This window comes from Terribacillus sp. DMT04 (assembly GCF_019056395.1).
Taxonomy (GTDB): Bacteria; Bacillota; Bacilli; order Bacillales; family Amphibacillaceae; genus Terribacillus; species Terribacillus aidingensis_A.
In genome coordinates this window covers 2183169-2197473 of record NZ_CP077639.1, presented here as the reverse complement: position 1 = coordinate 2197473, position 14305 = coordinate 2183169, and the positions used below count along the sequence as shown (strand labels likewise).

The following is a 14305-nucleotide window of genomic DNA, read 5'->3' as shown; positions in this document are numbered from 1 at the left end:
GAAGAGTAAGGAACGATGGAAAAGGAGCTTGATGTATGACGAAAAAATTGGTCTTAATTGATGGGAACAGCATCGCATATCGTGCATTTTTTGCACTGCCGCTGTTAAATAATGATAAAGGTATTCACACAAATGCTATCTACGGTTTCACAACAATGCTGCTTCGTATTCTGGAAAACGAAAACCCAACGCATATGCTTGTTGCTTTTGATGCGGGCAAGACGACATTCCGACATGAAACGTTTAAGGAATACAAAGGCGGCCGACAAAAAACTCCACCGGAATTATCAGAGCAGTTCCCGCTGCTTCGTGAATTGCTGGACGCTTTTTCGATTAAACATTATCAGCTCAGTCAATATGAAGCGGATGATATTATCGGTACATTAGCAAAACAAGCAGAGCAGGATGAATTTGAAGTGAAAGTCATTTCCGGAGATAAGGATCTTCTGCAGCTTGTTAGTGATAAGACGACAATTCAGCTGACAAGAAAAGGGATCAGCGAAACAGATTCCTACACGCCGAATTTCTTGCTGGAGAATATGGAAGTCACAGCAGATCAGATTGTTGATATGAAAGCGTTAATGGGCGATAGTTCCGATAACATTCCTGGTGTTCCAGGTGTCGGACAGAAGACTGCTGTGAAGCTTCTAAAGCAATTCCAAACGCTTGATCACATTTACGAGCAACTGGATGAAGTATCAGGAAAAAGCATCAAACAGAAGCTTGCTGATAATAAAGACTCTGCTTATATGAGCCGAGAGCTTGCTACCATTGATACAAAAGCGCCAATAGAAGTAAGTCTTGCTGATATTAATTATGATGGCTACCAGACGCCAGCTTTAAGTACAATCTTTAAAGATCTTGGTTTCCAGTCCTTGCTAACTCGGATTGGAGAAGAAGGAGAAACAGAAGAAGTTTCACAAGAGCTTGCGCCGCTGGGTGTAATCATTGTTGATGACATAAAGAGCGAGCTGTTCACTGGTGAAGACGCCCTAGTCGTTGAGATGCTGACAGACAATTATCATACAGCGCAGGTAGAAGGATTTGGTCTTGCCAATGCGAATGGTGCCTACTTTATCCCATCTGAAGTCGCATACAATTCGGACGTATTCAAGGAATGGGCACAAGACAGCTCAAAAGCGAAATGGGTATTTGATGTGAAACGAACAGTCGTAGCGCTGCTGCATCACGGTATTACATTGGAAAATGCTAATTTCGACTTGCTATTAGCATCCTACTTAATCAATGCGTCGGAAAACCATCACGATATCCCAGCGATTGGGCATCGTTTCGGAATGAAAGATGTTTTGTATGACGAAGAAGTGTACGGAAAAGGCGCGAAGATGAAGGTTCCGGAAGTAGATGCACTTGCCGAACATTTAGCTAGAAAAGCAATGGTGATTTATAACTTGAAGCCAGAAGCAGAGGCAAAGCTTTCCGAGAACGAACAGCTGGAGCTGCTCCAGAGTTTAGAACTGCCGCTTGCTGCTATTCTAGGTGAAATGGAGTACCTTGGCGTGCAGGTTGATGTTGAAAAAATTCAGGAAATGAAAGAACAACTGGGCGGCAGATTAACTGAAATTGAACAAAAGGTATATGAATTGGCTGGCGAAGAGTTCAATCTTAATTCACCAAAACAGCTCGGTCCGATTCTGTTTGAGAAGCTGGGCTTACCGGTTATTAAGAAAACCAAAACAGGTTATTCTACTTCTGCAGATGTATTGGAACAGCTGGCAGACCAGCATGAGATTATTGAGCAGCTTCTCTTGTACCGCCAATTAGGCAAGCTGCAGTCCACCTATATTGAAGGTTTGCTGAAAGTGGTGGACAAAGACAATAAAATTCATACGCGTTTCAACCAGGCACTAACCCAAACAGGTCGTTTAAGTTCAACAGAACCCAATCTGCAAAACATTCCAATTCGACTGGAAGAGGGTCGTAAAATCAGACAAGCATTCGTTCCTTCGAAAGACAATTATGTTATTTTTGCGGCTGACTATTCCCAAATCGAGCTGCGTGTACTAGCGCATATTGCCCAAGATGACAAGCTGATTGAAGCGTTCAATGAAGATATGGATATTCACAGCCGAACAGCAATGGATGTATTTCATGTAGAAGAAAAAGACCTTACCAGTAATATGCGACGCCAAGCAAAAGCTGTTAACTTTGGTATTGTTTATGGAATCAGTGATTATGGACTGTCTCAAAGTCTCGGGATTACAAGGAAGGAAGCACAGCAGTTCATCGATCGTTATTTCAAGAGCTTCCCAGGTGTAAAAACATATATGGAAGACATTGTTCAGGACGCGAAGCAAAAAGGCTTTGTAACAACGATTATGAATCGCAGACGTTACCTGCCGGATTTGACTAGCCGTAACTTCAATGTGCGCAGTTTTGCTGAACGTACTGCGATGAATACACCTATCCAAGGCAGTGCCGCAGATATTATTAAAAAAGCGATGATTGACTTAGCAGAACGTTTGGAATCAGAACAAATGGAAGCGAAGCTGCTGCTTTCTGTACACGATGAATTGATTCTTGAAGCGCCTGAATCAGAGATTGAGAAGCTGAAAGAAGTCGTTCCGGATGTGATGGAACATACAGTGAAGCTCGATGTGCCGCTAAAAGTGGATTATTCATACGGCAAGACATGGTATGATGCGAAATAAGCACGGAAAGAAGGACAGGAAATGCCGGAATTACCAGAGGTTGAAACAGCAAGAAGAACATTGGAACAGCTGATCGTCGGCAAAACAATTGCTGATATTACTGTCCGCTGGCATAAAATTATTAAATTTGATGAAGGCACAGATGCTTTTATCGAACGATTGAAAGGACAGACGTTTCGATCTGTCGGGCGGAAAGGGAAGTTTCTTTTATTCTATTTAGATGGAGATGTTATTGTCTCTCACTTGCGAATGGAAGGGAAGTTCTCGGTAAAGCCGGAAACAGAGCCAGACGATAAGCATACGCATGTTATTTTTCAGCTGACAAATGGGGAACAGCTGCGTTATAACGACGTGCGCAAGTTTGGTACAATGCATTTGTTTAACGAAGGACAGGAAAACGACGCACCGCCGTTAACGTTAGTTGGCCCGGAGCCTTTTGATGAATCTTTTACACTGGACTATTTCAAAGAAAAAGTACAAAAAAGCAGCCGGATGATCAAAAATATTCTGCTTGATCAAACAGTTGTAGCCGGCTTGGGTAATATTTACGTGGATGAAACATTATTCAAAGCGGGTGTTCATCCAGAACGACGCGGCTCTTCCATAACCGATATGGAATTGGTCCGGATTCAGCAAGCAGCTGCAGAAACACTGCTCGAAGCAGTCGAAAAAGGCGGCAGCACGATTCGCAGCTATGTGAACAGCCAAGGAAAAATTGGGTCGTTCCAGAACGAGCTGCAAGTTTACAGCCAGCAAGGTACACCATGCCCGAATTGCGGCCGGGAAATTATAAAGATAAAAGTAGGCGGCAGAGGAACGCATCTCTGTACTTCTTGTCAGCAGTAAAGGAGGGATCCAGCTATGAGCTTGGTGATTGGATTAACTGGGGGCATTGCATCCGGGAAAAGCACCGTCAGTGACTTGTTTAGAGAATACAACATTCCAGTGGTTGATGCTGATGTTGTGGCACGGGAAGCAGTAGAACCCGGTGAGCCAGCTTTAAGAGCAATCATTGAAAGTTTTGGGGAGGATATTCTGCTCCAAGACGGAACACTTAACCGCCCAAAGCTTGGCAGCATTATCTTCCAAGATGAGAAAAAACGAGAGCTGCTGAATAATATTGTGCACCCTGTTGTGAGAGAGAGAATGACAGCAGAACGTGACCGGCTGAAAAAAACTTATCCAGCTGTTGTGCTGGATATTCCGCTGCTTTTCGAAGGCAAGCAGCTGCAGCTAGTCGATAAAGTGGTTGTTGTTCATGTCGATTCATCCGTCCAGCTGGAACGGCTTATGCAGCGAAATGAATTAACGGAGCAAGCAGCACTGGATCGAATCAACAGTCAGATGTCGTTAGATCAGAAAGCGAGCAAAGCGGATGCTGTCATTGACAATAATGGCACCCGTAAGCAGACACGCGACCAGCTTGAAAAGCTCCTAACTGCTTGGGAAATGATAGACAAGTAATAAAGGGCCAAATCACATTATGATTTGGCCCTTTGCTTTATTCCTCCATCTTCTGGGTTACAATGGAAATGATAAGGAATGCAGGATGGGGGAAGAAACTGTTAAGATATAGACCGCTAGATGACCAAGATAGCCAGCTAATAAAAGAAGCAGAGAAAGTTATTAAACAGAACTACAGCTATGGTCGTCACCATATTGGCTCAGCCGTACGATCAAAATCAGGTAAAGTTTTTTCGGCAGTACATATCGAAGCAAATGTCGGCCGCATTACTGTTTGTGGAGAAGCGATAGCTATCGGCAAAGCCATATCAGAAGTAGAAACTGAATTAGAAACCATTGTAGCAGTTGCGCACCCTCATTCGTAAGAAGATATAGACAATTGCTGGGTTGTCGCTCCTTGCGGTATGTGCCGTGAGTTAATAAGTGACTATGGAAGAGATACCGACGTTATACTAACTTATAATAGACAGTTAGCAAAATGCAGGGTGTTAGAGCTCTTACCAGAAAAATACGCAAAATAACAAGGTAGTATTTATTATTGTGCGAGAAACGTTTGGAAAAATCCAAGCGTTTTTTATTTGATTAAATGTTCTTTATCTAAAAATTAGGTGTCTTTTTTATTCGCAATACTTCCTTAATGTGTTATACTATATATGCTGATAAACAATATAGAGTGACACATTAAAGGAGGCAATACAATGACAATACGTATCGCGATTAATGGGTTTGGCAGAATTGGAAGATTGGTTTGCAGACGAGCAATGGAGCTGCCTGATTTCGAGATTGTGGCGGTGAATGCCTCCTACCCGGCAGAAACTTTGGCTCATCTGCTGCGTTATGACAGTGTTCACGGTAATGTAAATAAAGAGGTCTATGCAGACGCAGATGCCATTATATATGATGGTAAAAAAATCGCTGTAGTAGGAGAACGCAGCCCGGAACTGCTTCCATGGAAAGAACTTGGGGTGGACGTTGTCATCGAAGCTACAGGTAAGTTCTGTTCTCAAGAAGCTGCATCTGCACATCTGGATGCTGGCGCGAAGAAGGTTGTCATTACAGCTCCTGGTAAAGATGTGGACGCAACAATTGTTATGGGTGTAAACGAGCGGACATATAAAAGCGATATCCATCACATCGTTTCCAATGCTTCCTGCACGACAAATTGCCTCGCACCAGTTGTCAAAGTACTCGATGAACGTTTCAACATTAAAAATGGGTTAATGACGACGGTGCACTCCTTTACAAATGATCAAAAAAATATCGACAATCCGCACAAAGATCTGCGCCGGGCGAGAGGCTGTACGCAGTCCATCATACCGACTACCACGGGTGCAGCTAAAGCACTTGCAGAAGTACTTCCGCATTTGAAAGGCAAACTGCATGGTATGGCTTTACGTGTGCCGACTCCGAATGTATCACTTGTAGACTTGGTAGTAGATGTAGAAGCGTCTGTTACGGCGGAGCAAGTGAATGATGCTTTCCGGACAGCTGCTCAGACGGATATGCGCGGTATTATTTCTTACAATGAAGAGCCGCTTGTATCCATTGATTACACAACCACAGAACAGTCGGCAACCATTGATGGATTGTCTACTATTGTTATGGAAGAAAACAAGATAAAGGTTATTGCTTGGTATGATAACGAATGGGGTTATTCGTGTCGTGTAGTCGATCTGGCGAAATTAGTCGGTAACGGCGTAAGAGAAGCGAATAGCGCAGAAGTTATATAATCTTTGTGTTTCCCCTGCTTATATTTCGGAGGTTGGCTTGCCAAACAGGTACAAACATTATATACTTCTTTTTGCATGCATTTATGCAGCAAGAAAACGTACGTTAAAGCCTGTTTTCCTAAGGAATCTATGCAGCAAGTGATTTGCTTAAAGGGTTAGGACCTCTCTGGACTAACTTTCCCCCGTGGCAATTCATGCATCTATTTTTTAGGTGAATATTCTAAGGGGGAATTACATTGGATACAATGGGAAGACATGTAATTGCAGAACTATGGGATTGCAATACTGAAACGTTGAACGATATGCAGCAGATTGAACAAATCTTTGTTGATGCTGCACTGAAGTCAGGTGCTGAAGTACGGGAAGTCGCTTTCCACAAATTTGCGCCGCATGGCGTAAGCGGAGTGGTTATTATCTCGGAATCACATTTGACAATCCATAGTTTTCCAGAACATGGTTATGCGAGCATTGATGTTTACACTTGCGGTAACATCATTGATCCGAACGTAGCTACTGATTATATCATTGACGCACTTGAAGCTAAAACATGTGAGAAAGCCGAGCTTCCGCGGGGCATGGGTCCTGTGGCAGTGCAGCCGAAATCACGTTAATATTTGGACAATCAACCTCGCTCTTATTCTGGAGCGGGGTTTTCTAATTCGTATTGGTACATGAAAAGATGGTAAACATATATAGTGTGAAGCAGTCATTGTACTGCTTGAAATAATGCATTTATTCGCATTTATTTATTACTTCGGATATAATAGCAGGTACTAATAGTTACTGCTAGAAAGAAGGTATTTATTTTGAATAGACGTGTCGTAGTTACGGGATATGGTGCTGTCACACCGCTTGGTTCGGATGTGGAGACATTTTGGAATAACATAAAAGCAGGGAAATCCGGCATTAAGCAATTAGATGCAGAGAAATTCGCAGGAATTGCGTCACAAATTGGCGGAACAGCAACTGGGTTTGAACCAGAGAAATACCTCGATAAAAAAGATATTGAAAGGTACGATTTATATAGCCAGTTTGCTTATGGAGCAGCAGTTGAAGCGATGGAGCAGGCTAATTTAAACAAAGAAACAGTAAATCCAGAACGAGTAGGGATTTATATTGGGTCTGGAATCGGCGGGGTCAATACGCTTTTAGACAATCACGAAAAGCTTTTGGATAAAGGACCGCGCCGTGTGTCGCCATTTATGGTACCGATGATGATTAGCAATATGGCAACAGGAATTGTTTCTATTAAAACAGGCTTTACTGGACCTAGCTTTGCTCCTGTTTCTGCTTGTGCTACAGGTAACCATGCGATTGGGGAAGCATTCCTGAATATTAAGCATGGCTACTCCGATGCGATGCTTGCTGGCGGAGCTGAAGCATCCATTACACCATTTGCTTATGCTGGTTTCACAAAGATGCGTGCAATGAGCACACAAAACGATACACCAGAAACAGCGAGTTCACCATTTGATACAAACCGTGATGGTTTCGTTATGTCTGAAGGTGCCGGTATTTTAGTACTGGAAGAACTTGAGCATGCGCAAAATCGCGGTGCAGTTATCCTTGGAGAAGTTGTCGGATATGGATCGACAACAGACGCTCATCATATTACATCTCCAAACTACTTAGGACCTGCAAAAGCAATGAAGCTGGCGATGCAAATGGCAGATTGGGAAGCAGATGATGTTGATTATATCAATGCGCACGCTACGAGCACACCAGAAGGTGACAAAACGGAAACAAAAGCCATTAAAGAAGTATTCGGTGACAAAGCACATGACTTACTGATTAGTGCTACCAAGTCTATGACGGGTCATTTGTTTGGCGCAGCTGGCGGAGTGGAAGCGATTATTACACTAAAAGCACTGCAAGATGGCATCGTTCCTCCGACAATTAATTACCGAGATGCCGATCCGGAATGTGATTTAACATATGTGCCGAATGAATCGGTCAGCAAAGATATGACACAGGCTTTGTCTAATGGATTCGGTTTTGGCGGTCATAATGCGGTGCTGGCACTGCGCAAGTGGAAAGGGTAGCCCTCGGCTGCCTTTTTTGTTTCTGCTGCGCTCCTTCGATTTTTCACTTGAATCATGGTAGAATAAGAAAAAGACGATACAAACGTGTCGTAAATGCGCGAAGCCTGTCGAGGCTTGCAAAGAATAATGGGGTGGATCGGCATGAAATGTCCAAACTGCCAATATAAAAGTACAAAGGTATTAGATTCCCGTCCCATAGAAGAAGGACGTTCCATCCGGCGCCGCCGGGAATGTGAAGAATGCGCCTTTCGTTTCACTACATTTGAGCGGATTGAAGCCACGCCGCTGATTGTTGTGAAAAAGGAAGGGACAAGGGAAGAATTTAGCAAAGAGAAGCTTATGCGCGGACTAATCAAAGCTTGTGAGAAGCGTCCTGTAGCGCTGGAGCAGATTGAACATATCGTTTTGGAAGTTGAAAAAGAATTACGCAATGGCGGTACCTCGGAAATACAGAGCAAGGAAATCGGTGAAATGGTCATGGAGCGTCTGTCTGATGTGGACGAAGTCGCTTATGTTCGCTTTGCCTCTGTATACCGGCAATTCAAGGATCTCAGTGTCTTCCTGGAAGAATTGAAAGACTTGATTAAAACCGATAAATAAGTGTAACAGCTTGGAAGAATGGAAAGGACAGATTGTATGAAAAGTCAGCATATCGGGAAACTGCTGCCAGCTGACGGGTATCAGATCCGGATGAAAAGATCCCTTCATGATGGATATTCGGTTGCCTTAACGCATTTGTATCAGCCGCTGCTAGGGTTAAGGGCTGTTACTTTATACCAAACAATGGTGAATGACTATGTGATGCATGGCGGCATGTACGCTCCAAAGACTCATCATTTGTTAATGACATTGCTGGATATGCCGATGGACCAATTATACGAAGCGAGGCTGCAGCTGGAAGCGATTGGCCTTATCCGAACGTATAAACAGCAGGGAGAGCAGCGCGTGTTTACCTACGACGTGTATCCGCCGTTTACACCAGCTGCCTTTTTTGCTGATGATATGCTTTCGCAGCTGCTTTATCATCAATTGGGCGAAAGCCGTTATAAGGACATGCAGCAAGCCTTAGTAGCCGCAGAAGAGCTGCCTGACGCAGCGGAGGAGATTACAGCATCATTTGAAGCTGTGTTTTCTGCGGACAAGCTGGCTAAACAAGGTGTGCTCCCGATGAAAGCTCCCGCTGCACCAGTCGCGCAAGAGAATTCTGGTCCTTCCTTTGAGACGGACGTCGTAGATTTTGAGTGGCTGCGTCAATCGCTCAAGCAGCGGATGCTGAATCCGGAAGCGGTTCTGACACCTCGTAATCAAAAACTGCTCGAATCAATGGCCGTGCTTTATAACCTTACTTCGCTCGATTTAGACAAAGCGATGCAATGGGCTGTTTCGGAAGACAATGTGCTTAATCCGGCTGAATTTAAATCGGCTTGTCACGATCTGTTTTTAGCACGACCGAAGACAGCAGAAGTAAAAGTAATGGAGCTTACCCAGAAGGATGCCAAACAAGAAGTGCAGGCAACTTCCAAGCAAGAGAAGCTTGTGCACATGCTGGAGACAATATCGCCAAAACAGCTGTTAGAAGATATTTCAGGCAACGGAACAGCAGCAGCGTCTGACTTGAAAGTTATCCGGGACGTAATGGCAGAGCAAGGCATGGCGCCAGGAATTATGAATGTGCTCGTTTATTACGTGCTGCTGAAATCAGATATGAAATTATCAAAAGCGTACATGGAGAAAATTGCCGCACATTGGGCGCGAAAAAAGGTAAGCACAGTAAGAGAGGCAATGGAGATTGCCAAGAGCAGCAATCAGCCATGGAACGCGACAGCTAACAATAACAATGTGAAGCAGCCAGCAGCAAGGCGGAAAAACGGAGGCCGGTCCGAGATTGTGCCGGAATGGTTTGATCAGAAAGGCAAAGCAGAAGCACCGAGCACGACGGCTGTACCAGATGCGGATGTTGCAGAAATGCTCAAACAGTTTAATGCCAATAAGCGTGGCGTTTAAGAGATAGCGGGAAGGGGGTGCGCGTATGGAGCCCATTCAGGCATCATTAAAAAAATGGATGCAGGAAAACAATAATTTCAAAGAGAACTTTGAACGTATGCAGCAGCAAGTTAGAGAAAATCCAGAAGTCAAAGCGGTGCTGGAAGCAAATCCGCAGCTGACAGAACAGGATATTCAGCGTAACTTGATGCGGCTTTACGAATATACAACAGCATCAAAAGCATGTCAGGATTGTCCGGCGCTTGGTCAATGCAAAAATATATTGAATGGCTATACACCAAGATTGGAAGTAGAGGGACATGTTATCCGACTCGCTTACGATAAATGTCATACCCGTCTTCAGCATGAAGAGCGCGAGAAGCAGGAAGCTCGCATTAACAGCTTGTATATGCCAAAAGATATTTTAGAAGCATCAACAGAAACGCTCGATCATGGAGATGCCGAACGCCAGCAGGCTATCCTGAAAACGCTGCAGTTTCTGCAGCAGACAGGCGATACAATTCCGGAAAAAGGTCTTTATTTCTATGGGCCGTTTGGTGTCGGCAAAACATATTTCCTAGGTGCTATCGCTAATTATTTGGCAGAACGGAATATCTCCAGCATGCTCATTTATATGCCCGAATTTGTACGAGAGATTAAAGCATCTCTAAAAGATGATTCGGTTAATGAGAAAGTGGAGATGTTTAAAAAAGCACCAGTTCTCATGCTTGATGATATTGGAGCGGAGTCACAGTCTGCTTGGTTCCGCGATGAGATACTTGGTTCGATTCTTCATTATCGGATGATGGAACGATTGCCAGTCTTTTTCACCTCTAACTATTCTATTAATCAATTGGAGCAGCAAATCGCGACAACGAATCGCGGTGATGTGGAAAGAGTGAAAGCAGGACGAATCATGGAGCGCATCAAGCGTGTCGCAACCGAGGTTCCTTTATTTGGTGAAAACAGAAGAAATGATTGAATAGAAAAGGCAAGCCCATGCGGCTTGTCTTTTTTTAAACTCATAATTCCATTTTCTGCCCATATAATGTAACAGTTGATAGTGGCGAGGGTGGTTGATATTGCGTAAAGTGTTTATCAAATCAAAGAGAGAGATGGATACATTTTGTTCTTGTTTAGCAATGCTGGATGGTACGAAACAAGTATACGTGGCTGAGGATGAGCAGTGGGGGTATGAAGCGACGATCCAGGATGGCTACCATCGCCGTATAGCAACGGCGCTTGTAGAAACATTTCTCCATCATCGTGAAACAGCATGGATCAAGCAAATTGCCAGCGAAGTGTACTACTATAAGGACGAGGAAGCGATCAAGCGCATAGCAGAGCTGACGCACACGATTCTCGTCGGAGATAAGTATGAAGAAAAGAAGGAACCGAGCTTACCGCGTCAGCAGATTACGCAAATCTTTCAAGAAATAGCCGCAAAGCATATACGAGTTTTCTTTGATGCTGTTATCCAGTTTCGCAGCAGTGCTTATAAAGAAGCACTTACAGCAGTTGTCGGTGATGCTATAGACGAATACAAACTGGAAGAAGAGTATCAGCTGTACGTGGAGTCGCTGCGCCAGTACATTAGCAAGAAGCCAATTCGTGATGAAGCTGTTCATATTATTCAAGGAACTGATTTCTCTTTTTACAAAGAAGATGGAAGCTTATTTTCCGGTAAAGAAATCAAAACACTGGCAACCCAAGAACCACTTGCACTTGCAGGAATTGGCAAGCAAGAGATAAACCTGACACCTTTGATAGCCATGTCACCCCGCAAAATATATTTGTATGGGGAGCACCCAACGGATCCAAAAACACAGACTGTTATTAACATTTTCCAAGAAAGAGCCACCTACCTTCCTTTACATCAATTCCCTTTCGTATCTTTTTGACTGCTCTTGCATTTTCCGGCTGATGCGCTTATACTGTACAATATATGAAGAAGCGACAATAAAGGACACGATAGTAAAACCCGTTTGCTTATAAGAGAGGGAAGCCAAGGCTGGGAGCTTCCTGCATACGCTTTGCTGTTACCACCTTTTACAGCTCTGCCGGAGGACGAAAGAAAACCGGCAGCGTTCAATCGACGTTACCGATTCTTGAGCCGGAATTATATTTCGGGAATTAGGGTGGAACCACGAGACAAACGCTCGTCCCTTTGCACATCAATTGTGCAAAGGGACGGGCTTTTTATATTTAGGAGGAAAACACAAATGGCAGATGTACTAGAATTCATTTTTCCAGATGGAGCAAAAAAAGAATTTCCTGCTGGAACAACTGGTGAAGATATTGCCGGTTCTATTTCTTCAGGACTAAAAAAACAAGCGATTGCAGTTAACGTTGATGGCATTGCCTATGATTTGCGCACAGAGCTTCCAAACGGCGGCGCAATCGAAATTGTCACACTGAAACAAGAGCAAGGCGTAGAAATTATGCGTCATTCTGCAGCACACTTGCTAGCGCAAGCAATAAAACGTCTGTATGGCAACGTACAGTTTGGCGTTGGTCCAGTCATCGAGAATGGTTTTTATTATGATATGGACTTAGAAGCTTCTATCACACCAGAAGACTTGCCGAAAATTGAGAAGGAGATGCAGCGAATCGTTGATGCAAATCTTCCAATTGTACGCAAAGTTGTTTCTCGTGAGGAAGCAAAGGCGATGTTCCGCGAAATCGGTGATGAGCTGAAAATAGAACTAATTGATGCAATTCCGGAAGACCAGGATGTAACGATTTACGAACAAGGTGAATTTTTCGACCTTTGCCGCGGCATTCACGTACCATCTACAGGTAAGATCAAAGTATTCAAGCTGCTTAGCATTTCGGGTGCATACTGGAGAGGCGACAGCAATAATCAGATGCTGCAGCGTATTTACGGTACAGCCTTTGAGAAGAAAGGCCAGCTTGACGACTATTTGAAAATGCTTGAAGAAGCAAAAGAGCGTGACCATCGCAAATTGGGGAAAGAGCTTGAATTGTTCACTGTTTCCCAAAAAGTCGGTCAAGGTCTGCCGCTATGGCTGCCAAAAGGTGCGACAATTCGCCGCACAATTGAGCGCTATATCGTAGACTTAGAAGAAAAGCTTGGTTATGATCACGTTTATACGCCAGTACTTGGCAGTGTAGATCTTTACAAAACAAGCGGACATTGGGATCATTACAAAGATGATATGTTCCCGACAATGGAAATGGACAATGAAGACCTTGTTCTTCGTCCAATGAACTGCCCGCACCATATGATGGTTTATAAAAACGAATTGCACAGCTACCGCAGCTTGCCAATCCGTATTGCTGAGCTCGGTACGATGCACCGTCATGAAATGTCTGGCGCGCTTGCTGGCTTGCAGCGTGTTCGTGCCATGACATTAAATGATGCGCACATCTTTGCTCGTCCAGATCAATTGAAAGATGAATTCATTCGAGTGGTGAAGCTTGTAGAAGCTGTGTACAAAGACTTTGGTATCGATGATTACAAATTCCGCTTATCTTACCGTGATCCTGAAGACAAAGAGAAGTATGTAGATAATGATGCGATGTGGGAAAAAGCACAAGCAATGCTGAAAGAAACAATGGAAGATCTAGAATTGGATTATGTAGAAGCAGAAGGCGAAGCAGCATTCTACGGTCCGAAACTGGATGTACAAGTGAAAACAGCACTCGGCAAAGAAGAAACATTGTCTACTGTACAGCTTGATTTCCATTTGCCAGAACGCTTTGATTTAACTTATATCGGAGAAGACGGAAAAGAACATCGTCCAGTTGTTATCCACCGCGGTGTTGTATCGACAATGGAACGTTTCGTGGCCTTCTTGATTGAAGAATACAAAGGTGCCTTCCCAACATGGCTTGCACCAGTCCAAGCGAAAATCATCCCAGTTTCTCCTGACGCGCATCTTGCGTATGCACGCCAAGTAGAAGATGCACTTCGCATGGAAGGTATCCGCGTTCAAGTAGACGAGCGGGAAGAAAAACTCGGCTATAAGATCCGCGAAGCACAAGTACAAAAAGTGCCGTTCGCCATCGTCTTAGGTGACCAGGAAGTAAAAGACCATGCAGTAAACATTCGCCGCTACGGTGAAAAAGACTCTGAAACGAAAGATTTGAAAGCTTTCGTAGCAGAAATCAAAGAAGAAGTAGACAAGCGCGTATTGCGTAAGTAATCGAAAATCCTTTCACTGCCACTATGGCGGTGGAAGGATTTTTTGTTTGGTAAAGTATTAAATAAAGAGGGGAATTTCTAGTTTGTTTTGTCGGTGCTTCTTGGAAAAAGAAAAGATATAACAATGATAACGAAGGCGGAGAGTGTGCCGAAGAAGACCCACGTATCTAGATACTCCGGATTTATTTTCGAAAAGCTTTTTAAGATAGAAGCAGGAATTAAAGAGCCCAATAAAAGTAGTGCAGCTGC

At 43.8% G+C, this 14305-nt stretch carries 11 protein-coding genes and 1 pseudogene; all 12 read left to right on the top strand.

Annotated elements, in window-relative coordinates; all coding sequences use genetic code 11:
* The first annotated feature begins 35 nt into the window (after nt 1–35).
* Nucleotides 36–2669, top strand: coding sequence for a DNA polymerase I (polA, locus tag KS242_RS11700; protein ID WP_217321498.1), 2634 nt, complete (start codon nt 36–38; stop codon nt 2667–2669).
* Nucleotides 2670–2690: 21 nt separating this feature from the next.
* A complete protein-coding gene (gene mutM / locus KS242_RS11695) occupies nt 2691–3515 on the top strand; it encodes a DNA-formamidopyrimidine glycosylase (protein WP_217321497.1) in 825 nt (274 codons plus the stop codon).
* Between the two features lie 15 nt (nt 3516–3530).
* Nucleotides 3531–4133 carry a dephospho-CoA kinase gene (gene coaE, locus KS242_RS11690; protein ID WP_217321496.1) on the top strand — a complete coding sequence of 201 codons (603 nt, stop codon included), beginning with the start codon at nt 3531–3533 and terminating at the stop codon, nt 4131–4133.
* Nucleotides 4134–4231: 98 nt separating this feature from the next.
* A pseudogene (locus KS242_RS11685) lies at nt 4232–4654 on the top strand (cytidine deaminase).
* A gap of 177 nt (nt 4655–4831) precedes the next feature.
* On the top strand, nt 4832–5863 hold the full coding sequence (locus KS242_RS11680; protein WP_217321495.1) for a glyceraldehyde-3-phosphate dehydrogenase: 1032 nt from the start codon (nt 4832–4834) through the stop codon (nt 5861–5863).
* A 236-nt stretch (nt 5864–6099) separates the two neighbouring features.
* A complete protein-coding gene (speD, locus tag KS242_RS11675) occupies nt 6100–6474 on the top strand; it encodes an adenosylmethionine decarboxylase (protein WP_305852593.1) in 375 nt (124 codons plus the stop codon).
* A 195-nt stretch (nt 6475–6669) separates the two neighbouring features.
* Complete coding sequence (gene fabF, locus KS242_RS11670) at nt 6670–7905, top strand: beta-ketoacyl-ACP synthase II (protein ID WP_217321494.1); 1236 nt, start codon at nt 6670–6672, stop codon at nt 7903–7905.
* A 141-nt stretch (nt 7906–8046) separates the two neighbouring features.
* Nucleotides 8047–8505, top strand: coding sequence for a transcriptional regulator NrdR (gene nrdR, locus KS242_RS11665; protein ID WP_077308113.1), 459 nt, complete (start codon nt 8047–8049; stop codon nt 8503–8505).
* A gap of 36 nt (nt 8506–8541) precedes the next feature.
* Nucleotides 8542–9909: a replication initiation and membrane attachment family protein gene (locus KS242_RS11660; RefSeq protein ID WP_217321493.1), complete on the top strand. Its 1368-nt coding sequence runs from the start codon at nt 8542–8544 to the stop codon at nt 9907–9909.
* 25 nt (nt 9910–9934) lie between these two features.
* A complete protein-coding gene (gene dnaI / locus KS242_RS11655; RefSeq protein ID WP_217321492.1) occupies nt 9935–10870 on the top strand; it encodes a primosomal protein DnaI in 936 nt (311 codons plus the stop codon).
* A 109-nt stretch (nt 10871–10979) separates the two neighbouring features.
* The gene (ytxC, locus tag KS242_RS11650; RefSeq protein ID WP_254391875.1) at nt 10980–11789 is read left to right on the top strand and encodes a sporulation protein YtxC; all 810 of its coding nucleotides are present in this window, start codon (nt 10980–10982) and stop codon (nt 11787–11789) included.
* Between the two features lie 321 nt (nt 11790–12110).
* A complete protein-coding gene (thrS, locus tag KS242_RS11645; protein ID WP_217321490.1) occupies nt 12111–14057 on the top strand; it encodes a threonine--tRNA ligase in 1947 nt (648 codons plus the stop codon).
* Nucleotides 14058–14305: the final 248 nt, after the last annotated feature.

Coding starts and splice junctions, on each gene's coding strand:
- KS242_RS11660 (WP_217321493.1), top strand. CDS start 8,542: ATGAAAAGTCAGCATATCGGGAAACTGCTGCCAGCTGACGGGTATCAG.
- dnaI (WP_217321492.1), top strand. CDS start 9,935: ATGGAGCCCATTCAGGCATCATTAAAAAAATGGATGCAGGAAAACAAT.
- thrS (WP_217321490.1), top strand. CDS start 12,111: ATGGCAGATGTACTAGAATTCATTTTTCCAGATGGAGCAAAAAAAGAA.
- KS242_RS11680 (WP_217321495.1), top strand. CDS start 4,832: ATGACAATACGTATCGCGATTAATGGGTTTGGCAGAATTGGAAGATTG.
- nrdR (WP_077308113.1), top strand. CDS start 8,047: ATGAAATGTCCAAACTGCCAATATAAAAGTACAAAGGTATTAGATTCC.
- mutM (WP_217321497.1), top strand. CDS start 2,691: ATGCCGGAATTACCAGAGGTTGAAACAGCAAGAAGAACATTGGAACAG.
- coaE (WP_217321496.1), top strand. CDS start 3,531: ATGAGCTTGGTGATTGGATTAACTGGGGGCATTGCATCCGGGAAAAGC.
- polA (WP_217321498.1), top strand. CDS start 36: ATGACGAAAAAATTGGTCTTAATTGATGGGAACAGCATCGCATATCGT.